Source organism: Massilia paldalensis (assembly GCF_044901715.1).
GTDB lineage: Bacteria > Pseudomonadota > Gammaproteobacteria > Burkholderiales > Burkholderiaceae_D > Telluria > Telluria paldalensis.
In genome coordinates this window covers 1-20,628 of record NZ_JBJCIU010000014.1, presented here as the reverse complement: position 1 = coordinate 20,628, position 20,628 = coordinate 1, and the positions used below count along the sequence as shown (strand labels likewise).

General features: G+C 69.9%; 20 protein-coding genes, 1 rRNA gene and 1 riboswitch. Of the genes, 16 read left to right on the top strand and 5 right to left on the bottom strand.

What is annotated here, in order from left to right:
* Positions 1 to 466 precede the first annotated feature (466 nt).
* The 14 genes from cobT to ACI1V7_RS27610 all read left to right on the top strand — a co-directional run bounded on the left by cobT (position 467) and on the right by ACI1V7_RS27610 (position 14,098).
* A complete protein-coding gene (gene cobT / locus ACI1V7_RS27675) occupies positions 467 to 1,507 on the top strand; it encodes a nicotinate-nucleotide--dimethylbenzimidazole phosphoribosyltransferase (RefSeq protein ID WP_404535788.1) in 1,041 nt (346 codons plus the stop codon).
* A 20-nt stretch (positions 1,508 to 1,527) separates the two neighbouring features.
* Complete coding sequence (locus ACI1V7_RS27670) at positions 1,528 to 2,310, top strand: adenosylcobinamide-GDP ribazoletransferase (RefSeq protein ID WP_404535786.1); 783 nt, start codon at positions 1,528 to 1,530, stop codon at positions 2,308 to 2,310.
* Positions 2,307 to 2,855 carry a histidine phosphatase family protein gene (locus ACI1V7_RS27665; RefSeq protein WP_404535784.1) on the top strand — a complete coding sequence of 183 codons (549 nt, stop codon included), beginning with the start codon at positions 2,307 to 2,309 and terminating at the stop codon, positions 2,853 to 2,855. The genes ACI1V7_RS27670 and ACI1V7_RS27665 overlap by 4 nt, the downstream gene beginning before the upstream one ends.
* Before the next feature lie 5 nt (positions 2,856 to 2,860).
* A riboswitch (cobalamin riboswitch) is annotated at positions 2,861 to 3,097 on the top strand.
* Positions 3,098 to 3,173: 76 nt separating this feature from the next.
* On the top strand, positions 3,174 to 5,018 hold the full coding sequence (locus tag ACI1V7_RS27660; RefSeq protein WP_404535781.1) for a TonB-dependent receptor domain-containing protein: 1,845 nt from the start codon (positions 3,174 to 3,176) through the stop codon (positions 5,016 to 5,018).
* 24 nt (positions 5,019 to 5,042) lie between these two features.
* Positions 5,043 to 6,062 (top strand): FecCD family ABC transporter permease, encoded by a 1,020-nt coding sequence (locus tag ACI1V7_RS27655; protein ID WP_404535778.1) that lies wholly within the window; start codon positions 5,043 to 5,045, stop codon positions 6,060 to 6,062.
* A 5-nt stretch (positions 6,063 to 6,067) separates the two neighbouring features.
* Positions 6,068 to 6,841: an ABC transporter ATP-binding protein gene (locus ACI1V7_RS27650; protein WP_404535793.1), complete on the top strand. Its 774-nt coding sequence runs from the start codon at positions 6,068 to 6,070 to the stop codon at positions 6,839 to 6,841.
* The gene (gene cobO / locus ACI1V7_RS27645) at positions 6,838 to 7,485 is read left to right on the top strand and encodes a cob(I)yrinic acid a,c-diamide adenosyltransferase (RefSeq protein ID WP_404535776.1); all 648 of its coding nucleotides are present in this window, start codon (positions 6,838 to 6,840) and stop codon (positions 7,483 to 7,485) included. The genes ACI1V7_RS27650 and cobO overlap by 4 nt, the downstream gene beginning before the upstream one ends.
* On the top strand, positions 7,485 to 8,792 hold the full coding sequence (locus ACI1V7_RS27640) for a cobyrinic acid a,c-diamide synthase CobB (RefSeq protein WP_404535773.1): 1,308 nt from the start codon (positions 7,485 to 7,487) through the stop codon (positions 8,790 to 8,792). Before cobO ends, ACI1V7_RS27640 begins: the two co-directional genes overlap by 1 nt.
* Positions 8,789 to 9,349: a bifunctional adenosylcobinamide kinase/adenosylcobinamide-phosphate guanylyltransferase gene (gene cobU / locus ACI1V7_RS27635; RefSeq protein WP_404535771.1), complete on the top strand. Its 561-nt coding sequence runs from the start codon at positions 8,789 to 8,791 to the stop codon at positions 9,347 to 9,349. The genes ACI1V7_RS27640 and cobU overlap by 4 nt, the downstream gene beginning before the upstream one ends.
* Positions 9,343 to 10,293 carry an adenosylcobinamide-phosphate synthase CbiB gene (gene cbiB, locus ACI1V7_RS27630; protein WP_404535769.1) on the top strand — a complete coding sequence of 317 codons (951 nt, stop codon included), beginning with the start codon at positions 9,343 to 9,345 and terminating at the stop codon, positions 10,291 to 10,293. Before cobU ends, cbiB begins: the two co-directional genes overlap by 7 nt.
* Positions 10,286 to 11,278, top strand: a complete 993-nt coding sequence (gene cobD / locus ACI1V7_RS27625; protein ID WP_404535767.1) for a threonine-phosphate decarboxylase CobD — start codon at positions 10,286 to 10,288, stop codon at positions 11,276 to 11,278. The genes cbiB and cobD overlap by 8 nt, the downstream gene beginning before the upstream one ends.
* On the top strand, positions 11,275 to 12,162 hold the full coding sequence (locus ACI1V7_RS27620; RefSeq protein ID WP_404535765.1) for a cobalamin-binding protein: 888 nt from the start codon (positions 11,275 to 11,277) through the stop codon (positions 12,160 to 12,162). The genes cobD and ACI1V7_RS27620 overlap by 4 nt, the downstream gene beginning before the upstream one ends.
* Positions 12,159 to 13,625, top strand: coding sequence for a cobyric acid synthase (locus ACI1V7_RS27615; protein ID WP_404535762.1), 1,467 nt, complete (start codon positions 12,159 to 12,161; stop codon positions 13,623 to 13,625). Before ACI1V7_RS27620 ends, ACI1V7_RS27615 begins: the two co-directional genes overlap by 4 nt.
* Positions 13,626 to 13,717: 92 nt before the next feature.
* On the top strand, positions 13,718 to 14,098 hold the full coding sequence (locus ACI1V7_RS27610) for a DUF2061 domain-containing protein (RefSeq protein ID WP_404535760.1): 381 nt from the start codon (positions 13,718 to 13,720) through the stop codon (positions 14,096 to 14,098).
* Here ACI1V7_RS27610 and ACI1V7_RS27605 read toward each other — a convergent pair whose 3' ends face one another.
* Positions 14,099 to 14,824, bottom strand: coding sequence for an SDR family NAD(P)-dependent oxidoreductase (locus ACI1V7_RS27605; RefSeq protein ID WP_404535791.1), 726 nt, complete (start codon positions 14,822 to 14,824; stop codon positions 14,099 to 14,101).
* 5 nt (positions 14,825 to 14,829) lie between these two features.
* The gene (locus ACI1V7_RS27600; protein ID WP_404535758.1) at positions 14,830 to 15,876 is read right to left on the bottom strand and encodes a patatin-like phospholipase family protein; all 1,047 of its coding nucleotides are present in this window, start codon (positions 15,874 to 15,876) and stop codon (positions 14,830 to 14,832) included.
* A gap of 54 nt (positions 15,877 to 15,930) precedes the next feature.
* Between ACI1V7_RS27600 and ACI1V7_RS27595 the strand changes: the two genes are divergently transcribed.
* Both ACI1V7_RS27595 and ACI1V7_RS27590 read left to right on the top strand, forming a co-directional pair.
* Positions 15,931 to 17,133 (top strand): phosphatase PAP2 family protein, encoded by a 1,203-nt coding sequence (locus tag ACI1V7_RS27595; protein WP_404535756.1) that lies wholly within the window; start codon positions 15,931 to 15,933, stop codon positions 17,131 to 17,133.
* A complete protein-coding gene (locus ACI1V7_RS27590) occupies positions 17,109 to 17,726 on the top strand; it encodes a CDP-alcohol phosphatidyltransferase family protein (RefSeq protein WP_404535754.1) in 618 nt (205 codons plus the stop codon). Before ACI1V7_RS27595 ends, ACI1V7_RS27590 begins: the two co-directional genes overlap by 25 nt.
* Here ACI1V7_RS27590 and ACI1V7_RS27585 read toward each other — a convergent pair.
* From ACI1V7_RS27585 to rrf, 3 genes are all read right to left on the bottom strand, one after another.
* Complete coding sequence (locus ACI1V7_RS27585; RefSeq protein WP_404535751.1) at positions 17,677 to 19,470, bottom strand: bifunctional alpha/beta hydrolase/class I SAM-dependent methyltransferase; 1,794 nt, start codon at positions 19,468 to 19,470, stop codon at positions 17,677 to 17,679. The genes ACI1V7_RS27590 and ACI1V7_RS27585 overlap by 50 nt on opposite strands.
* Before the next feature lie 8 nt (positions 19,471 to 19,478).
* The gene (locus ACI1V7_RS27580) at positions 19,479 to 20,372 is read right to left on the bottom strand and encodes a phosphatidate cytidylyltransferase (RefSeq protein WP_404535749.1); all 894 of its coding nucleotides are present in this window, start codon (positions 20,370 to 20,372) and stop codon (positions 19,479 to 19,481) included.
* A 149-nt stretch (positions 20,373 to 20,521) separates the two neighbouring features.
* Positions 20,522 to 20,628, bottom strand: a 5S ribosomal RNA gene (gene rrf, locus ACI1V7_RS27575); the annotation flags it as partial.

The following is a 20,628-nucleotide window of genomic DNA, read 5'->3' as shown; positions in this document are numbered from 1 at the left end:
GCTGAAGCAACGTATTTCTTTTGCGTGAACATTTGATAATTTAAGCATTCAGCAGCTACCGAAGCAGCTGCTGGCACTTCATCAAACGCCCACACTTATCGACTGTTGATTGTTAAAGAACTCGAATTCTGTACTTCCTTGCTGCGCTTGCGAATCGTTTTGTTCGTCAGCAGCAGAGGAACGAGATTATGAAGCAAACTACCTAACTCGTCAACCCCTCTTTTTTCTTCGGCGCCAGCGGCATTGTCAAAACACCTAGCTCAACTACTTGATTTCGTTCAGCTTTTACTGCGCTGCAGAAGCAGGAGGCGAACTATAGCAAACGGATGAGCAGGTCCGCAAGAGGCAGTTGTCGAACCATGCGGCAGCGGCGCAACAAGGCCCGGCAGCCCTATATAGATGTCGATGATCAGCCCATGCGTTTCCAGTGTGCTATCTTTGCCGCCTTTATATCACTGACTTCCGTATGCGCATCCCGACCATCGCCCCGACGGCCAACCCTACGCTGGCGGCCGCCCTCGACGACGCCATCAATCACAAGACCAAGCCGCTCGGCAGCCTCGGCACACTGGAAACCCTGGCCAAGCGCCTGGGCCTGATCCAGCAGACCACGGCCGTGACCGTCGACCGTCCGGCCATCGTCGTGTTCGCGGGCGACCATGGCGTCGTCGCGGAAGGTATCTCGGCGTATCCGCAGGACGTCACCTGGCAGATGGTCGAGAACTTCCTGGCCGACGGCGCGGCGATCAATGTGTTCGCGCGCCAGAACGGCTGCGCGCTGCACGTCGTCGACGCCGGAGTGAACCACGATTTCGGCCCGCGCGACGGCCTCGTCGACCGCAAGATCGCCCACGGCACGCGCAACTTCGCCGTCGAGCCGGCGATGAGTGCGGAACAATGCGCCGCCGCGCTGGAACATGGCGCCGCCATCGCCGCCGCCCTGCCCGGCAACGTCGTTGGCTTCGGCGAGATGGGCATCGGGAACACGACGGCCGCCGCGGCCCTGATGCACAAGCTGACCGGCGTGCCCGTTGCCGCGTGCGTCGGCGCCGGCACCGGCCTGTCGCCGGAAGGCGTGCTGCACAAGCAGCGCGTGATCGAAGCCGCGGTCGAGCGCCACGAGGGCGTCCACGAACCGCTCGCCGTGCTGGCCACCTTCGGCGGCTTCGAGATCGCGATGATGGTCGGCGCCATGCTGAAGGCGGCCGAACTGCGCAAAGTGCTGCTGATCGACGGCTTCATTGTCAGCAGCGCCCTGCTGGTCGCCGCGCGCGTGGCCCCGGCCATCCTCGATTACTGCGTGTTCGCGCACTGCTCGGACGAAGCGGGCCACCGCCGCATGCTCGGCCAGCTGGGCGCCGCCCCGCTGCTGCAGCTGGGCCTGCGCCTGGGCGAAGGCACCGGTGCCGCGCTGGCGCTGCCGCTGCTGCATGCGGCCGCCAACTTCCTGGCGCAGATGGCGACGTTCGCGTCGGCGAGCGTCAGCGAAAAAACGGCCGACGCCTGAGCCCGACCGGTCGCGCCGCCATGCAGCAGGTCCGCCTCTTCTTCATTGCGCTGCAATTCTTCACGCGGCTGCCGATCCCGGCGTGGGTCGGCTTCGAGGCGAGCTGGCTGCAGCATGCGTCGCGTTACTTCCCGCTGGTCGGCTGCGTGGTCGGCGTCATCGCCGCGGCCGTCTACTTCGCGGCCGCGCTGGTCCTGCCCGCGCCGGCGGCGGCCGTGCTGTCGACCGCGGCGTCGATCTATGTCACGGGCGCCTTCCACGAAGACGGGTTCGCCGACACCTGCGATGGCCTGGGCGGCGGCATGACGCGCGAGCGCGTGCTGGACATCATGAAGGATTCGCGCGTCGGCGCCTACGGCGCGATCGGCGTCGTCTGCATGCTGGCCGCGAAGCTGGTACTGCTCGCCGCCTTGCCCCCGCTGCTGGCCGTGGCCGCGTTGTGCCTCGCCCACCCGCTGTCGCGCCTGGCCGCGACCTCGCTCATCTGGAAGCTTGACTACGTGCGCGGCGAAGGCAAGGCCAAGCCGCTCGCCCAGCAGATGCGCACCGGCGAAATCGCCATCGCCGCATTCACCTGCGTCCTGCCGGCAGCCGTGCTGCTGGCCGCGGGCTGGATGACCGCCGGCGCCGTGCTGGCGGCCATCCTGGCGGCCGCCGGCGCCACGCTGTGGCTGGGCCGCAAATTCGTGGTGCGCCTGGGCGGCTACACGGGCGACTGCCTGGGCGCCGTGCAGCAGCTGGCCGAGGTGGCGATCTACGCCGCGATCCTGGCGACGCTGGGCCACGGCGCCTGGCCCGCATGAAACTGCACCTGCTGCGCCATCCGCGCCCCGCCGTCGAGCACGGCCTGTGCTATGGCGCCAGCGACGTGCCGGCGGATGCCGCCGCGCTGGACCAGGTACTGGCCGCGCTGCGGGAAGCCGGCTTGCCCGGCGACCTGCCCGTCTACACGAGTCCCCTGCGGCGTTGCCGCGACCTGGCCAGCGCGCTCACGCCCGCCGCATTGTACGTCGATGCGCGCCTGGCCGAGATGGATTTCGGCGCCTGGGAGATGCGGCCGTGGTCGGCGATCCCGCGCGCGGACGTCGACGCCTGGAACGCCGACCTGCTCCACTACCGCCCCGGCGGCGCCGAGAACGTGATGGACGTGGCGCGCCGCGTGGCTGCCTTCCGCGCCGGGCTGCTGGCCGCAGGGGCCGCCGAAGCGCTGGTGATCTGCCACGCCGGCACCATTCGCCTGCTGCTGGCGATGCGGCCCGGCTTGTCGCTCGAACAGGCTGCGCTGGAAGCAGCCAGCACGCCACACCGCATCGGCTACGGCCAGTTGCAGGTACTGGACATCGCCTAAAACCCTTATAATGGCGCCGTTTTGGTGCTCGCGCCCGTATTCTCGGGCGCAGTTAAACGGGAAACACGACGTTGTCGCCGCATCGGCGCAACGCAAGGTGTGCTGCCCCCGCAACGGTAAGCAAGTGCCGCATCGCGAACGTCTTCGCGCGGCAACCGTCCCCACGACCACTGTGCTTCGCATGGGAAGGTCGGACGGCCATACTCGCCAGCCCGGATACCGGCCAAAAGGTGGAAGCGCGCGCGCACGACTGTCTGCGCGCGTTTCTGTTCATCTGGCTGACGGGGACGTCGGCCGGTTGTCCGACTTTAGAACATCATGCATCTTCAAGTTTCACGCCTGGCAGCCGCGGTGGCGCTCGCATTCGCCATTGCCTCCCCTTGCGCCTTCGCCGATACCGCCAACCCCGAGACCGTCGTCGTCACCGCGTCGCGCACACCGCAGCGCGCCGAGGACGTGATCGCCGACGTCACCGTCATCGGGCGCGACGAGATCACCCGCTCGGGACTGGGTTCCGTGGCCGACGTGCTGCGCCGCCAGCGCGGCATCGAGATCGTCCGCAACGGCGGCGCCGGCACCAATACCAGCGTCTACCTGCGCGGCTCGAACGCGAACCAGGTCGTCGTGCTGGTCGACGGCGTACGCGTCGGCTCCTCGACCACGGGCAGCGCCAGCTGGAACGCGATTCCGCTGTCCTCGATCGACCACATCGAGGTCGTCTACGGCCCCCTGAGCTCCCTGTACGGCGCCGACGCGATCGGCGGCGTGGTGCAGATCTTCACCCGCAAGAGCGACGGCCAGCCGGCATTCGTCGCCAGCGGTGGCGGCGGCACCTATGGCAGCAACCAGTACGACGCCGGTGTTTCCGGATCCACCGGCGGCGAGCATTCGGTCAGCTATGCGCTGAGCGGCACCCACGAGGAATCGCGGGGTTTCAACGCCACCCGGCCGGGCGTGGGCAGCAGCTACAACCGCGACGACGACGGCTATACCCGCAACAGCTTCAACGGCCGCGTCGCGTTGCAGGTCGCGCCGGGGCACGAGATCGGCGCCCAGCTGCTCAAGAGCCGCCTGAACGCGCAATACGACAACGGCAGCGCCGCCTACGACACGCATAACCTGCAGGAGCTGGAAAGCTATGCGGTGTTCGCCAACGACCGTATCCTGCCCTGGTGGCACAGCACCCTGCAGGCCGCGCGCTCGAACGACAAGTCGGGCAGCTTCACGGCGTCCGGCATCAGCCGGATCAATACGCGCCAGGACGAGTACACCTGGCAGAACACCTTCGACGTCGGCCCGGACACGCTGCAGGTGCTGGTCGGCCACCGCAAGGAAGACGTATTGTCCAGCTCCAGCGCGGCCCTGACCCGCGCACGCATCACCAATTCGGTGGCGGCGTCGTACGACATGCGCCGCGGCAGCCACCTGGTCGACGTCAGCGTGCGCAACGACCACTCCGTGTACGGCTCGAAGACGACCGGCGCGGCCGGCTACGGCTACGAGTTCAGCAAGGACCTGCGCGCCACCGCCAGCGTCGGCACCAGCTTCCGCGCGCCGACCTTCAATGAGCTGTACTACCCCGGCTACGGCCTGCCGACCAACAAGCCGGAACAGGGCAAGAACGCCGAGGTCGGCCTGCGCTGGCAGGTGGCCGGAACGGAGCTGAAGGCGAACTACTACCACAACCGCCTGACCGACCTGCTCGTCAACGTCACGCCCTGCCCCGGCGCCGCCACCGGCAGCTGCGCCTACAACGTCAATCGCGCCACGCTGGAAGGCCTGACGCTGGAAGCCGAGCGCCGCTTCGGCAACCTGGACCTGCGCGCCAGCGCCGACGTCCAGGATCCGCGCGACGACACCACGGACAAGCGACTGGCCCGCCGCGCCAAGCGCCATGCCACGCTGGCGGCCGACTATACGGTCGGTCCCGTCGCCGTCGGCGCCGAGGTGCAGGGTTCGGGCGATCGCTTCGACGACGCCGCCAACCGCAACCGCCTGGGCGGCTACGGTCTCGTGAACCTGTACACTAGCTGGCACGTCAGCCCCGACTGGTCGCTGCTGCTGCGCGTGGAAAACGTCGGCGACAAGCGCTACGAGCTGGCGCGCAACTACCGTACCGCCGGCCAGACCTGGTTCGCGGCGCTGCGCTACGGCATCCGCTAACCATCGACCCGCCCTCGTCCACGCATGCAAGCCACCGCCCCCCTTCGCCGCCGCGCCGTCCTCATCGTCGGCGTCCTCGCCTGCCTGTCCATCGCCAGCCTGCTCGTGGCCGGCATGAGCGGCTCGGTCGCGGTGGCGCCCGCGGAGTTGCCGGGGGCGGTGATGCAGGCGCTGGACGGACGCACGGACACGCTGGCCGCTTCCCTCGTCGCGCTGCGCGCCACCCGCGCGCTGATGGCCTTCGTGACGGGCGGCGCGCTGGCCCTGGCCGGCGTCATGATGCAGGCGCTGCTGCGCAACCCGCTGGCCGATCCGTACGTGCTGGGCATATCCGCCGGCGCCTCCGTCGGCGCGCTCTTCGCCCTGCTGATGATGTGCGCGGCGGCCACCGTCGACGCGGCGGCGATCGCCGGTGCCGTCGCCATCTCGCTGCTGCTGTACGTGCTGGCGCGGCGCGACCTGCGCCATGGTAGCGCCGCGGAAGGCGGCAGTTCGCAGTTGCTGCTGACGGGCGTGATCCTGATGTCGGCCAGCATGGCCCTCGTCACGCTGATGCTGTCCATCGCGCCGGAAAGCCGCCTGCGCAGCATGGTGTTCTGGATGATCGGCGATTTGTCCGGCGTGCCGCTGCGCCTGCTCCCCTGGATCGTGCTGGCCGTGGGCCTGGCGTTCGCGCTGCGCAATGCGCGCGCGCTGAACATGCTGGCCCTGCATGCGGACAGCGCGGCCACGCTGGGCATCCGCGTCGGCGCACTGCGCAAGGGCCTGTTCTTCATCTCGGCCCTGTTGACCGCGAGCGCCGTGAACTCGGCCGGCTCGATCGGCTTCGTCGGCCTGATCGTGCCGCATGCCTGCCGCTTCGCGTTCGGCCCCGACCACCGCGTGCTGATTCCGTCGGCGGTGCTGGCGGGCGGCGGCCTGCTGGTGCTGTGCGATACCCTGGCGCGTACCGTGATCGCGCCGACGCAGCTGCCGGTGGGCGCCATCACCGCGCTGATCGGCGCGCCCGTCTTCCTCTACCAATTGCACCAGCTGCGCAAATGAACCCGATGATCGTCACCCGCGCATTGACCCTGCAGGTCGCCGGCCGCACCCTCGTGCAGGACCTGGACTGGCAGGTCGGCGCCGGCGAATGCTGGAGCATCATCGGCCGCAACGGCGCTGGCAAGAGCACGCTGATGCGCACGCTGGCCGGGCTGCAGGCGCCAGCATCCGGGACCATCGAGATCGACGGCCGCGCGCTGCCCGACTGGCCGCTCGAAGCGCTGGCGCGCCAGCGCGCCTACCTGGCCCAGGCGCGCCAGGACGCATTCGCCTACAGCGTGCTCGAGACCGTGCTGTCGGCGCGCCACCCCTACCACGGCAGGCGCTACTGGGAGGGCAGCGACGACCACGCGGCCGCCCACGACGCCCTGGACGCGATGGAAGTCGCGCTCCTGGCGGCACGCGACGTCCGTACCCTGTCCGGCGGCGAGCGCCAGCGCGTGGCCATCGCTGCCCTGCTGGCCCAGGACACGCCGCTGCTGCTGCTGGACGAACCCGCCAACGCGCTCGACCTGGCGCACCAGGTGAGCGTGATGTCGCTGCTGGCGCGCCTGTGCCGCGAGCGCGGCAAGACCGTCGTCGCCATCGGCCACGACCTGACGCTGGCCGCCGGCATCTCCACCCACGCCCTGCTGCTGGACGGCGCCGGCCGCTGGCACGCCGGTCCCGCGCGCGACACGCTGCGCGCCGACCTGCTCAGCGCCTACCTGTGCCATCCCATCGAGATGATCGAACATGGCGGCCGGCGCATCTTCATTCCCCTGGAGGTATCCCAATGACCGATACGAGTCCCGAACAGAGCGCCGGACAGCGCACCGCGGAGGACGCGCTGAACCAGCGCCACCGCGAGCGCATGGAACGCAAGAAGGCCGTCATCGACGCGAAGATCGCGGCCGCCGACAAGAAGATCGGCATCATCATCGTCAATACGGGCAACGGCAAGGGCAAGAGCTCGAGCGCCTTCGGCATGGCCGTGCGCGCGCTGGGGCACGGCATGAAGGTCGGCGTGGTCCAGTTCATCAAGGGCGCCATGTCCACCGGCGAAGAACAGTTCCTGCGCCGCTTTCCCGACGAAGTCAGCTTCCACGCGATGGGCGAAGGCTATACCTGGGAAACCCAGGACCGCGAACGCGACATCGCCAAGGCCCGCGAAGCGTGGGAACAGGCACGCCGCTTCCTCGCCGACCCCGCCTACGGCCTGGTGGTGCTGGACGAACTGAACATCGCCCTGAAATACCGCTACCTCGACGTGCACGACGTGATCGCCGACCTGCTCGAGCGCCCGCTGATGCAGCACGTCGTCGTCACGGGACGCGCGGCGCCGCCGGAACTGATCGACGTCGCCGACACGGTCACCGAGATGAACGTCGTCAAGCACGCGTTCAAGGCCGGCATTGGCGCGCAAGCGGGAACGGAGTGGTGATGGGACTGCCAGGTGCACGCATGGTCATGGTCGCGGCGATCGCGTCCGGACAGGGCAAGACGTCCGTCACGGCGGCGCTGGCGCGCAAGTTCAGGCGCGAAGGCCAGCGCGTGCGCGTGTTCAAGTGCGGTCCCGACTTCATCGACCCGATGCTGCTGGAACGCGCCAGCGGAGAGAAGGTCCATTCGCTCGACTTGTGGATGGTCGGGCCGGAAGCCTGCCGCCAGCGCCTGGCGCAGGCGGCGCTGGACGCCGACGTGGTGCTGGTCGAGGGCGTGATGGGCCTGTACGACGGCAATCCGTCGGCAGCCGACCTGGCGCGCACGTTCGACATTCCCGTGCTGGCCGTGATCGACGCCTCCGCCATGGCGCAGACCGCCGGCGCCGTCGTGATGGGCTTGCGCGACTACGGTCCCGTGCAGCTGGCCGGCGTGGTCGCCAACCGCATCGCCAGCGAGGGCCACGCGCGCATGGTCGCCGCCTCGCTGCGCGACATTCCGCTGCTGGCGACGCTGCCGAAACAGGCGCAGCGCCTGCCGGAACGCCACCTGGGCCTGGTGACCCCGGACGACGTCGACGGCCTGGACGCCATGCTCGACGCCCTGGCCGACGGCCTGCAGCTGGACCGCCAGGCGTGGGATGCGCTGGCGCCGCGCATGCCGGCCAGCGTGCCGGCGGAGCCCATCGCGCCGCTCCTCGCCGGGAAGACGGTGGCGGTCGCCCGCGACGCCGCATTCTGCTTCCTGTATCCGGCCAACGTCGACGTGCTGCACGCGCTGGGCGCGGAGCTGCGCTTCTTTTCGCCGCTGGCGGACGAACCCGTGCCGGACGGCGCCAATGCCGTCTACCTGCCGGGCGGTTATCCGGAACTGCACGGCGCCACGCTGGCGCGCGCTGCGCGCTGGCAGGAATCGATCCGCGCCCTGCACCGCGCCGGCACGCCGATCGTGGCCGAATGCGGCGGCATGATGGCCGTGTGCGAATCGATCACCGACAAGGAAGGCCTGACCTGGCCCATGCCCGCGCTGCTGCCGGGCCGCGTGCGCATGCAGGCGCGCCTGGCCGGCCTGGGGCCGCAGGCGATGCCGACCGCCGCCGGGGAATTGCGCGGCCATACCTTCCACTACTCGCTGCTGGACACGCCGGCCGAACCCGTGGCATGGACGACGAAGCACCCGTCCGGCGTGGAGGGCGAAGCCGTCTATCGCGCCGGTTCGCTCACGGCCTCCTACTTCCACGGCTTCTTCGCCTCGAACCCGGCGGCGGCGGCCAGCCTGTTCGCAGCGGCGCCAGGAGTGGCGCCATGACGCGCACCCTCGTCCTGGGCGGCGCCCGTTCCGGCAAGAGCGCGCTGGCGGAACGCCTCGCGCGCGACTCCGGCAAGGAGGTCGTGTACCTGGCCACCTCGCGCGCCGGCGACGGCGAAATGGCCGAGCGCATCGCCCACCACCGCGCGCGCCGGCCCTGCGACTGGCGCACCGTGGAGGAGCCGACCGCGCTGGCCGGCACGCTGCGCGGCCTGTGCGCCCCCGGACGCATCGTGCTCGTCGATTGCCTGACGCTGTGGCTCACGAACCTGATGTTCTCCACGCACCAGGATTACCCCGAGGTGGGCCCGATCGACCTGGCGCCCCTGTTCCACCAGGAACGCCGCGCGCTGCTGGACTGGCTCGACGCCCCCGGCGACGGCGACGTCGTGTTCGTGTCCAACGAAGTGGGCATGGGCGTCGTGCCCTACGGCGCCATCTCGCGCGCCTTCGTCGACGAAGCGGGACGCCTGCACCAGGACGTGGCCGCGCGCTGCGACCGCGTGCTGTTCGTCGCGGCCGGCCTGCCGCTCGCGCTGAAAGGCGCGCCGTGCTGAGCGGGCTGCCGCCCCTGACCCTGGCGCTGCTGCTGGCGGCCGGGGTGGCGCTCGACCTGCTGCTGGGCGAAGCGCGGCGCTGGCATCCGCTGGTCGGCTTCGGCAACCTGGCGCACCGGCTGGAGCGGCGCCTGAACCGCGGGACGATGCGCATCGGGCGTGGCCTGCTCGCCTGGACGCTGGCCGTGCTGCCCCTGTCCGCGCTGGCCTGGTACGCCTGCGCGTCGCCGGGTGGCGCCGGCCTGGCGCTGCATGCGCTGCTGCTGTATGTCTGCATCGGCCTGCGCAGCCTGCGCGACCATACGCTGCCCATCCACGCCGCGCTGGCGGAGGGCGACCTGGCGCATGCGCGCTGGCTGACCTCGCGCATCGTCAGCCGCGATACGGCGCAAGCCGGCGAGGCCGACCTGGCCAAGGCCGGCGCCGAGTCGCTGCTGGAGAACGGCAACGATGCCGTGTTCGGCACGCTGTTCTGGTTCCTCGTCGCCGGCGGCGCCGGCGCCGTGCTGTTCCGCCTGGCGAACACGCTCGATGCGATGTGGGGCTACCGCAACGAACGCTTCAACCTGTTCGGCCGCGTCGCCGCGCGCATCGACGACGTCCTGAACTATGTGCCGGCGCGCCTGACCGCGCTGTCCTACGTGCTGCTGGCCGATGGCGGCCGCCTGCGCGCCTGGCGCTGCTGGCGCGCCCAGGCGCCGCAATGGAGCAGCCCGAACGCGGGCCCCGTGATGGCCAGCGGCGCCGGCGCCCTGGGCGTGTCGCTGGGCGGCGCCGCCGTGTACGACGGCGAAGTCGAACAACGCCCCGTGCTGGGCAGCGGCCCTGCCGCGCGCGGCATCGACATCGTGCGCGCGTGGCGCCTCGTGTGGCGCACCACGCTGCTGTGGATCGGCGCCGCCATCGCGGCCGCATTCGTCCTGTCGGGAGGCGCCCATGCTTGAACACGGCGGCAACCTGCGCGCCGCCCGGCTGCACTATGGCGGCGACGACTGGATCGACCTGTCGACCGGCATCAACCCGGTCGGCTATCCCGCGCCGGCCCCATCGCCGGATGCCTGGCAGCGCCTGCCCGAGCCGAGTCCGGAACTGGTACGCGCTGCCTGCGACTACTATGGCGCCCCGCTGCTGCTGCCCGTGGCCGGCACCCAGGCCGCGATCCAGGCGCTGCCGCGCCTGCGCGCGCCGGCGCGCGTGACGGTCGCGGCGCCATCGTATGCGGAACACGCCCACCACTGGGGACGCCACGGCCACCAATTGCGCCAGGTGCCGTACGACGCGCTCGACGCGGCGGTCGAGACGAGCGACGTGCTCGTCGTCTGCAACCCGAACAATCCGACCGGCGCGGTGGTGGCGCCCGAGCGGCTGCTGGACTGGCATGCGCGCCTGGCCGCGCGCGGCGGCTGGCTCGTCGTCGACGAGGCGTTCGGCGACACGGCGCGTTCGCCCGGCATCGCGGCCCACGCGGGTGCGGATGGCCTGATCGTGCTGCGCTCGGTGGGCAAGTTCTTCGGCCTGGCCGGCCTGCGCCTGGGCTTCGTCGGCGCCGCGCCGCCCTTGCTGCACGCGCTGGACGACCTGCTCGGCCCCTGGGCCGTGAGCGGACCGGCGCAGGAAATCGCCATCGCGGCACTGGACGACAGCGCCTGGCAGCGCGCGACGCGGGACCGGCTGGCGCGCGACGGCGAACGCATGCGCGCGCTGCTGGCCGGCGCCGGCATCGCGGCCAGCGGCACGCCGCTGTTCCACTGGTGGCCGGAAGCCCGGGCGGAAGCCTTCCACGAGCACATGGCCCGCCGCGCGATCTGGGTACGGCTGTTCCGCGAGGCCGCGCGCGGCATCCGCGTGGGCCTGCCCGCCAGCGAGGCGCACTGGCGCCGGATCGAACAAGCACTGCAGGAGTGGACCCGAGAATGGACCGAACGATGAAACGATTGCTCTTCCTGGCCGCCACCGTGGCCACCGCCGTGCACGTGCACGCCGCCGTCAGCGTCAAGGACGACGCCGGCAATACCGTCACGGTACAGAAGCCGGCGTTGCGCGTGATCGCGCTGGCGCCGCACATCACCGAGCTGCTGTTCGCCGCCGGCGGCGGCAGCCACGTCGTGGGCGTGGTGTCGTACAGCGACTTTCCCGAGGAAGCGAAGAAGATCCCGCAGGTGGGCTCGAACCGCGAACTCGACCTGGAACGCATCATCGCGCTGAAGCCCGACCTCGTCGTGGTCTGGCGCCACGGCAGTTCCGAACGCCAGATCGACGTCGTCAAGCAGCTGGGCGTGCCGATGTTCCACAGCGAGCCGCAGAAGCTGGAAGACATCGCGGACAACGTCGCCAAGCTGGGCCAGCTGATGGGAACGGATGCCGTGGCGGGCCCCGCCGCCGCCGACCTGCGCAAGCGGATCGGCGACCTGCGCCAGCGCTATGCCAACCGCCCCGTCGTGCGCACCTTCTACCAGGTCTGGGACAAGCCGCTGTACACGCTCAACGGCAAGCAGATCGTCAGCGACGCCTTGCGCCTGTGCGGCGGCGAGAACATCTTCGCCAGGCTGGCCGTGACGGCGCCCGTGGTCTCCATCGAAGGCGTGCTGCAGGAAAATCCCGAAGCGATCTTCGCCACCGCCGAGAAGAACTACGGCGGCGTGAGCCTGTGGAAGCCCTACCCGAACCTGGCGGCGGTCCGCAACGACAACCTGTTCACGATCGACGGCAACCTCGTGAACCGCGCCGGCCCGCGCATGATCGCCGGCGCCGAGCAGCTGTGCGAAAAGCTCGAGATCGCGCGCCAGCACCGCGGCGCAAAGCCGAAGCCATGAGCGGCTTCCCGTACACCACCCTGATGGTGCAGGGCACGACGTCGGATGCGGGCAAGAGCACCGTGGTCGCCGCCCTGTGCCGCCTGCTGCGCCGGCGCGGCGTGCGGGTGGCGCCGTTCAAGCCGCAGAACATGGCGCTGAACAGCGCCGTCACGGCCGACGGCGGGGAAATCGGCCGCGCCCAGGCGCTGCAGGCGATCGCCGCTGGCATCGATCCTCATACGGACATGAACCCGGTGCTGCTCAAGCCGTCGAGCGACATCGGCGCCCAGGTCATCATCCACGGCCGCGTGCGCGCCGAGATGAACGCGCGCGACTACCACCAGTACAAGACGGTGGCGATGGGCGCCGTGCTGGAATCGCATGCGCGCCTGCAGGCGCAGTACGAGGCCGTGATCGTCGAAGGCGCGGGCAGCCCGGCCGAGATCAACCTGCGCGCGCGCGACATCGCCAACATGGGCTTCGCCGAGGCGGTCGACTGCCCCGTCGTGCTGGTGGCCGACATCGACCGCGGCGGCGTGTTCGCCCACCTGGTCGGCACGCTGTCCTGCCTGTCCGACAGCGAGCGGGCGCGCGTGATCGGCTTCGTCATCAACCGCTTCCGCGGCGACATCAAGCTGCTGGAACCGGGCCTGAACTGGCTGGAAGCGCAGACCGGCAAGCCCGTGCTGGCGGTGCTGCCCTACCTGCACGGGCTGTACCTGGATGCCGAGGATGCGGTACAGGGCGTGACCCGGCGCAACGGCAAGTTCCGCGTCGTCGTCCCCAGTACGCCGCGCATGAGCAACCACACGGACTTCGACCCGCTGCGCGCGCATCCGGACGTCGACCTGCGCTTCGTGCGCGAGGGAGAGGCGATTCCCGGCGCGGACCTCGTCATCCTCCCGGGCAGCAAGAACACGCGCGGCGACCTGGCCTGGCTGCAGCGCCAGGGCTGGCCCGAGGCGCTGCGCCGCCACCTGCGCTACGGCGGCAAGGTGATCGGCATCTGCGGCGGCTTCCAGATGCTGGGCCGCCAGGTCGACGATCCGCACGGCGTCGAGGGCGCGGCGGGAAGCTCCGCCGCCCTCGGCCTGCTGGACGTCGACACGGTGCTCACGCGCGAGAAGCGCCTCGCGCAAGTGAGCGGCCACTGCGCGTTCGCCGCCGATACGCCGGATGCCGCCGTGGGCGGCTACGAGATCCACATGGGTACCTCGAGCGGACCGGCCCTGCAGCGGCCCGCGTTCCGCATCGACGGCCGGCCGGAAGGCGCCTGCTCGGACGACGGGCAGATCCTGGGCACCTACCTGCATGGCCTGTTCGACCATGCGTCCGCCTGTGCCGCGCTGCTGCGCTGGGCCGGGCTGCACAGCGCGCACGCCGTCGACGCGACGGCGCTGCGCGAAGCGAGCCTGGACCGCATCGCCGATGCAGCCGAACCCCTGCTGGAACGCCTGCTCGCCTTGCGCGCCACGTCATAGCGCCGGGCTATTGCACGGTTCGAATGATCCGATTGGCCGATGTAAATGAGAATGGGTATCATTCACTCATCGTTCAATCGCAGGAGCATTCCATGGTCGTCGCGCGCAAGAGCAGCCAGGTCATCACCCACATGGCGATCGGTTTCGTCATCGCCTATGCGTTCACAGGGTCGATCGCGCTGGGCGGACTGGCCGTGCTGGTGGAACCCGTCCTGAACGTGCTGCTGCTGCCCTTCCACGAACGGGCCTGGGCGCGCAAGGCGCAGGGGGTCACCGGACATCGCCGCACCCTCGTGCGCAGCGTCGAAAAGATCAGCCAGACGGGCATGCACATGGTGGTGGCCTTCCTCGTGATGTTCTTCGCCACCGGCTCGCTGGCGTTCGGCGGCATGGCGGCCGTGCTGGAACCCGTGTGCAACGTGCTGCTGATGCCGCTGCACGACAAGCTGTGGGACAACGTGCAGGCGGCCTGACTATTTCTTGCGCAGCCGCCGCAGCCGCAAGGGCAGCAGGTTGAACAGGCGCACCAGCAGGTGCAGCCGGAGGGGGAAGACGCGCCGCGCCACGCGCGCGTCGATCGCCTCCACCATGCGCGCCACGGCCGCCTGCTCGGACATCAGGAAGGGCTTGGCGCTCGCGTCGCCCCCATTCAGTTCGCGCAAGCGCGCCGTGTCGACATAGCCCGGCACCAACGTCGTCACCGCGATCCCGTACGGCGCCAGCGCCTTGCGGTAGGTGTCGCAGATGGCGATGGCGGCGCGCTTGCTGGCGGCATACAGCGAACCGCCTTCGTATTCCTTCAACAGGCCGGCGATCGACGCCACCGCGACCAGCTGGCCGTGTCCCTGTCGCCGCATCACCGCGGCGGCGGCCTCGAACGCATGCACGAGGCCCGCGATATTCGTCTGCACCAGCGCAGGTCCGAGCGCCGGACTGTGGGCCAGGCCGGCCGCGTCGGCGTACTGGCCGGCGGTGACGATCAGCACGTCGATGCCGCCGGCGCCGAAGTCGCGCACGGCCCTCTCGACGGCGTCGCGGTCGCGGATGTCCAGCGACCAGGCGCGCACGCGCGGATCGCGGCCGAGCGGGTGGCCGTCCAGGCGGCCGGCATCGCGTCCGCACAGCGCCAGCTCGGCGCCGCGGTCCGCATAGTGCTGCGCCAGCGCCAGGCCGATGCCGCTGGTGCCGCCGATGACCATGATCCTCACCGGCGCGCTCCCGCGAAGGCCGCCATCCCCTTCAGGTAACCGTAGTCCCATTGCGCGCGCACCTGGGCCGCGTAGGCCTCGGGCGAGGCCGGCACGTCCAGGCCGATGCGGTTGCGGCGCCAGCCGATCCGCTTGGCGATGGCGTGGCCGCGCAGTGCCCGCCCCGCATCGCGCGTGTCGACCCAGGCGTCCGCCTGCTGGGCGTGCACGTGGCGCAGGCGCGCGGCGCCGTCGATGCCCAGCACGGCGCGCAGGGCCGGCAGGGCGAACCAGGGATTGAAGGGCATCTTGCGCTCCATGATCACTTCGCGGGCGAGGCGCCGCGCCACCTCGATGGGGAACAGATCGATGATGCCGCCCGTGTAGTGGCGGCCGTCCACGACGTGGCTGCGGAAATAGAACATGTCCGCGACCGAGATGCGCGCGGCGTCGGCAGCCGGCATGGCGGCATCCGCGTGCAGCAGCGGGTCGACCGCGCCGGCGCTCCAGCGCGGATCGGCGGCCGGCGCCGCCATTCCGTCCAGCAGGGCCGCCGCGCGCGGCGGGCAGAACACGGTTTCGGCGAACAGCCGGCGTGCGCCGCGCGCGCCGCCCGCTTCCTCGGGCCGGAACAGCAGGCGCGCGCCCACGATCGCCAGCGCCGGGGCATCCGGCGGCGCGGCCTCGGAGGGCGGCAGCGGCAAGGCGGGCGGCAGCTCGAACAGGTAGTCGCCGTGCAGGTCGGCGATGCGCGCGGCCGGCGAGCGGGCCAGCCAGCGCAGGCCGGCGCCTTGGATGGCGCGGAGCGGCGTCGCCCGCGGCGTGGGCTGGATCCCGCGCAGGAACGCATGCATGGCGGGACCGGCGATCCAGTCGCGCCGGGCCTGCGCATCCGGCAAGGCGGCGATCGCCACGGCGGCGATCGCGCCGCCACAGCTGGCCAGCAGCACGTCCGGCCGGTGGCCGCTGTCTTCCGCGGCCGCGTGCACGCCGAGGTAGTAGCCGAAGCGGAAACCGCCGCCGGCCAGGACGAGACAACGCCGATATTGTTCAGGGGTGTGCATTGCATGCATAATGCCTAAATGCAACCATTATCACAAGCACAAGGGATGCGGTTCATGGACAGGCATGTGCTCGTGCGCCGGCGCGCGGGCCACCTGCTCCTGAACTGGCTCGTGTTCGCTTGCTGCTATCCGCTGGCGAACCTGCTCGCCGAACGGGGGCAGGTCACGCGCAGCCTGGCGACGGGGCTGGATGCCGCCATCCCCTTCCTGCCCTGGATGGCCGTGCCGTATGCCAGCGCGGGCCTGCTGTTCAGCCTCGTGTTCTTTGCCGTGCGCAGCGATGAAGCGCTGCGCGTCGCCAGCCGGCGCCTGCTGCTGGCCACGGTGGCGGGATGCCTGCTGTTCGCCGTGCTGCCAGCGCGCTTCGGCATGGTGCGCCCCGCCGACGTCGGCGGCCTGCCGGGCCTCGTGTTCGCCTGGCTCGACCTCGTCGACCGTCCCTACAACCAGTTTCCCTCGCTGCACGTGGCCTATTGCGCCATCGTGTGGTGTGCGCTGCGCACCGTGCTCCGCGGCGCCCTGCGCCGGCTGCTGTGCGCATGGCTGGTGCTGGTCGCCGCCAGCACCCTGTTCACCTGGCAGCACCACCTGGCGGACGTCGGCGGCGGCCTGCTGCTGGGCGGCGCCTGCGCATGGGCCGTGCGGCCGGGCGCCACGCGCCGGCATGCCGTGAGCTTCTACTACACGATCGCCGCCGGCGTGCTGGCGCTGGTGGGCGTGGCGGCGCTGCACAGCTGGATCGCCGCCTGGGCGGTTGCCGGCCTGCTGCTGGTGGCGCTGGCCTACCGGCGCCGCCATGCGGGATTCCTGTCCAAGCATGCGGGCCGCCATCGCTGGCATGCCTGGCTGCTGTTCTGGCCCTATCTCGCCGGCTACCGCCTGACCTGGATGCTGGTGCGCCTGCGCGAACGGCATCGCGCCCCTTTCTCGCAACCGCTGCCGGGCGTGTGGATGGGCCGGCGCCTGACGGCGCGCGAAGCGGCGGGCCTGCCGCCCGGCTGCCACGTCATCGACCTGTGCGGCGAGCTGCCCGAAGTGGCGCCGCTACTTCACGCACGCTATCGCCACTTTCCGCTGCTCGACCTGCAGGCGCCGCGCCCGTCCCAGCTGCGCCCCGTGCTGGCGCTGCTCGCGCGGCTGCAGGACGACGGCCATCCCGTCTACGTGCACTGCGCCATGGGCTACAGCCGCAGCCGCCTGATCGTCCGACTCCACCAACGAAGGAACCGCCGATGTCTCTCTCGATCTACCAGTTGAAGCCGCGCTTCCAGCAATTGCTGCGGCCCCTGCTCGCCGCCCTGCACCGCACGGGCGTCACGCCGAACCAGGTGACCATCGGTGCGATGATGCTGTCCCTGGCCTACGGCGCCGCGCTGGCGCTGGCGCCGTCGCAGCGCGCGCTGTGGTTCGGGCTGCCCCTGTTCCTGCTGCTGCGCATGGCGCTGAATGCCATCGACGGCATGCTCGCCACCAGCACCGGCAACAAGACCCGGCTCGGCGCCCTGCTCAACGAGGTGTGCGACCAGGTGTCGGACGCGGCGCTGTACCTGCCGTTTGCCCTCGCCGCCGGCGTCGCGGCGCCGCTGGTGGTACTGGCCGTCGTGGCGGCGCTGCTGGCGGAGTTCGCCGGCGTGCTGGCGCAGGCGCTAGGCGCGCCCCGCGGCTTCGAGGGCCCGATGGGCAAGAGCGACCGCGCGTTCGTGTTCGGCCTGCTTGCCCTGCTGATCGGCGCCGGCGCCGGAGCGCCCTGGTACAACGGCCTGCTGGCCGTCGTGCTGCTGCTGGCGGCGCTGACCGTGTTCAACCGCCTGCGCCGGGCGCTGCATCCTTCGTCGCCAGCGACACCGTGAAGATCCCGTCCACGCCGATCGCCGTGTCGACCTTGCGCGCGCCGGCCAGGGCGACCAGCGCATCCATCTCGGCCTGCGGGCGCGGACGCATCTTCCATGGCGCGCCGCGGTGGTTCACCAGCGTGTAGGCGATCATGTCCAGCTGCGGGTGCCAGGGCTGCGCCGTGTAGATCAGGCAGCCGCCCGGCTTCAGGCTGCGCACCACGCCCTGCAGCGAAGCGAGCACCTTGTCGTTGTCGCTGAACAGTTCGTACAGGCCGGAGACGACGGCGATGTCGTACCGTCCTTCCAGGCCGGCGTAGCTGTCGGCGCTGAAGGCGTCGGCCAGTTCGGCCTCGACCCGCACGCGCAGCTGCAGCGCATCCGCCAGGCGGCGCGCATTGTCGACGTTGTATTGCATGTAGTCGCGCAGCGTGACGTCGATGGCGCGGTCCTGGAAGCGCTTCACGGTTTCCAGCACATAGCGCGCGGAGCCGGCCGCGATGTCGAGGATGCGTACCGGCTCGTCGGCGGGGAGCGCGGCGATGCGGTCGGCCAGCATGCGCTGCAGCTGCGCCTTGCGCACGCGGACTCCGCGCCAGCCGACGGCGTCGAGGTAGCCGCGGTCGATCATCTTGCCGATCCCCAGGCGGCCGCCGGCCTCGTTGCGGTAGACATAGTCGAGCGATTCGCCCGAATCGAAGCCGTGCTTCAGGCCGATGCGCATGCCGTCGCTGAGCGGACCGAGCACGCCCAGCATGCGGCGCTGCAGGCCGAACCAGGCACGCGTGGCGGCGCTGCCACTCTCGTTGCGCTCGAGGGCCGCGTACTGGCGCGCCGCGTGCCCTTCGCGGTCGGCGTGCGCGTGGCGCTGCGGCGACTGCGGCGCGCTCGCGTAGCAGTCGCGGATGAAATCCTGGCTGGCCTGGATGGCCATGGCCGTGTCGCGCTCGTAGAACACGGCGTGGTAGCAGTCGTCCAGGCGCACGTAGCGCTTGAGCGTGGAGCTCAGGCGGTCGAAGAACAGGCGCTGCGGCGCTTCCTTGACCACGTAGTCCTTGTCGGCGGCCAGCATCAGGATGGGTGTGTCGATCGCCGCCGCATCGAGGACGATGCGTTCCGCCGTGTCGGCCAGCTCGAGCAGGATCTTCGCCGAGATGCTCTTGGCGATCAGCGGATCGGCCGCATACGCGGCGGCCTCCTGCGCCGAATGGGTGAGCATGCCGGGTCGGATGTAGCTGGTGACGAACAGCTCCGGCTTGAAGCGGCGCGCGAAACGCAGCGCCGGCTCGGCCAGCGGGACGTACAGCTTGATCTGGAACGCCGCGGCCGCCATGACGAGGCCGCGGATGCGGGGCGCGTAATCGTGCAGCCAGGTGGCGGCGACGACGGCGCCCACGCTGTTGGCGACGACGACGATGTCTTCGACGGCGATGCCGTAGTGCGTGCAGACGTGGCGCACGAAGGCGTCCAGGTCGCTGACGAGCGTGGCGAAATCGGGTGCATCGCCGCGCGCGCCGGGCGAGTATCCGTGGCCGCGCGCATCGTAGGCGAATGCCCAGTCCTGTTGCAGGCCGAAGCGCTCGACCAGCGGCGCGATCCGGCCCGAGTGCTCATGGCCGCGATGCAGGAAGACGAGCGCGCGTGGCGGACGGTCCGTGGCCGGCGCCACGGGCTGCCAGGCGCGGAAGAACAAACGGGTGCCGTCGCTGCCCGTGAATCCGGACTCGGACGTGGTCCAGGCGGTGGGATGTTCGATCTTCATGGTGATCCTTATGGAAAACTGCGCAACAGGCAGTACAGGAGGGGCGCGGTGAGGACCAGGCTGTCGACGCGGTCGAGGATGCCGCCGTGGCCGGGAATCAGCTGGGAAAAATCCTTGATCGACAGGCTGCGCTTGGCCTTCGAGAACATCAGGTCGCCGGCGAATCCGGCCACCGACAACAGCAGGCCATACACCGCCAGCGTGACGGGACCGGCCAGCGACAGGTAGGTGCCGAGCGCGAGGCTGACGCATTGCGATACGACGATGCCGCCTGCCAGGCCCTGCCAGGTCTTGTTGGGACTGACCGTCGGGGCGATCTTGTGCTGTCCGAACAGCTTGCCGGCCACGAACTGGCCGATGTCGTTCAAGGCGGTCAGGATGAACAGGTAGAACAGCCAGGCCAGGTTCGTGCGGGCCCCGAACGGCAACATCGAGAACGCGACGAGGACATGCATCGCAGCGCCGGTGGCGAGCAGCAGCAGGCGGATCATGCCGGCCGCGCCGGGCCTGGTCCGCCATTGCAGGAACTGGACGGCGATTGCCGTGGGCCACAGGAAGGGAACAGCTACCGGCAGCCAGCGGTGCAGGCACATGGCCACGACGGCGACGGCGGCGGCGCCCACGCGGAACCGCTTAGCATTGCCGGGATAATGGGGCGTCAGTTCGAGGACCGCCAGCACATAGACGAGGCCGGCGAGGAGCGGCACGCCCAGCGGATAGGACAGCAGGGCAAGCGTCACGATCGGAAAAATCCGCCACCACGCATTGACCTGGTGACTCAGCATGCCCGGCGCGCGGCCTCTGGTGGCCATCCTGACGGACAGCGAGGCTGCCGCCAGCAGACCATACAGGGCGCTCATCGCGACGGCGAGTCGGATTCCGGCATCGAAGAAGGGAAACATTGCGAATCGAAGAGATTGCAGTCAAGCAATTATAACTTCAATAATTGTTCGCAATGATTATTTTTTAATTTTGTGGTGAGATTGTGAATTCGGCGCACCAAAGCAAAAAACCCCACCAGGATCACCTGGTGGGGTTTTTCATATAACTAGCCTGACGATAACCTACTTTCACACTGGTTGCAGCACTATCATCGGCGCAAAGTCGTTTCACGGTCCTGTTCGGGATGGGAAGGGGTGGTACCGACTTGCTATGGTC

Excerpts from the sequence above, each read along its gene's own strand:
- cobT (WP_404535788.1), top strand. The coding sequence starts at position 467 with ATGCGCATCCCGACCATCGCCCCGACGGCCAACCCTACGCTGGCGGCC.
- ACI1V7_RS27670 (WP_404535786.1), top strand. The coding sequence starts at position 1,528 with ATGCAGCAGGTCCGCCTCTTCTTCATTGCGCTGCAATTCTTCACGCGG.
- ACI1V7_RS27665 (WP_404535784.1), top strand. The coding sequence starts at position 2,307 with ATGAAACTGCACCTGCTGCGCCATCCGCGCCCCGCCGTCGAGCACGGC.
- ACI1V7_RS27660 (WP_404535781.1), top strand. The coding sequence starts at position 3,174 with ATGCATCTTCAAGTTTCACGCCTGGCAGCCGCGGTGGCGCTCGCATTC.
- ACI1V7_RS27655 (WP_404535778.1), top strand. The coding sequence starts at position 5,043 with ATGCAAGCCACCGCCCCCCTTCGCCGCCGCGCCGTCCTCATCGTCGGC.
- ACI1V7_RS27650 (WP_404535793.1), top strand. The coding sequence starts at position 6,068 with ATGATCGTCACCCGCGCATTGACCCTGCAGGTCGCCGGCCGCACCCTC.
- cobO (WP_404535776.1), top strand. The coding sequence starts at position 6,838 with ATGACCGATACGAGTCCCGAACAGAGCGCCGGACAGCGCACCGCGGAG.
- ACI1V7_RS27640 (WP_404535773.1), top strand. The coding sequence starts at position 7,485 with ATGGGACTGCCAGGTGCACGCATGGTCATGGTCGCGGCGATCGCGTCC.
- cobU (WP_404535771.1), top strand. The coding sequence starts at position 8,789 with ATGACGCGCACCCTCGTCCTGGGCGGCGCCCGTTCCGGCAAGAGCGCG.
- cobD (WP_404535767.1), top strand. The coding sequence starts at position 10,286 with ATGCTTGAACACGGCGGCAACCTGCGCGCCGCCCGGCTGCACTATGGC.
- ACI1V7_RS27620 (WP_404535765.1), top strand. The coding sequence starts at position 11,275 with ATGAAACGATTGCTCTTCCTGGCCGCCACCGTGGCCACCGCCGTGCAC.
- ACI1V7_RS27615 (WP_404535762.1), top strand. The coding sequence starts at position 12,159 with ATGAGCGGCTTCCCGTACACCACCCTGATGGTGCAGGGCACGACGTCG.
- ACI1V7_RS27610 (WP_404535760.1), top strand. The coding sequence starts at position 13,718 with ATGGTCGTCGCGCGCAAGAGCAGCCAGGTCATCACCCACATGGCGATC.
- ACI1V7_RS27605 (WP_404535791.1), bottom strand. The coding sequence starts at position 14,824 with ATGGTCATCGGCGGCACCAGCGGCATCGGCCTGGCGCTGGCGCAGCAC.
- ACI1V7_RS27600 (WP_404535758.1), bottom strand. The coding sequence starts at position 15,876 with ATGCACACCCCTGAACAATATCGGCGTTGTCTCGTCCTGGCCGGCGGC.
- ACI1V7_RS27595 (WP_404535756.1), top strand. The coding sequence starts at position 15,931 with ATGGACAGGCATGTGCTCGTGCGCCGGCGCGCGGGCCACCTGCTCCTG.
- ACI1V7_RS27590 (WP_404535754.1), top strand. The coding sequence starts at position 17,109 with ATGTCTCTCTCGATCTACCAGTTGAAGCCGCGCTTCCAGCAATTGCTG.
- ACI1V7_RS27585 (WP_404535751.1), bottom strand. The coding sequence starts at position 19,470 with ATGAAGATCGAACATCCCACCGCCTGGACCACGTCCGAGTCCGGATTC.
- ACI1V7_RS27580 (WP_404535749.1), bottom strand. The coding sequence starts at position 20,372 with ATGTTTCCCTTCTTCGATGCCGGAATCCGACTCGCCGTCGCGATGAGC.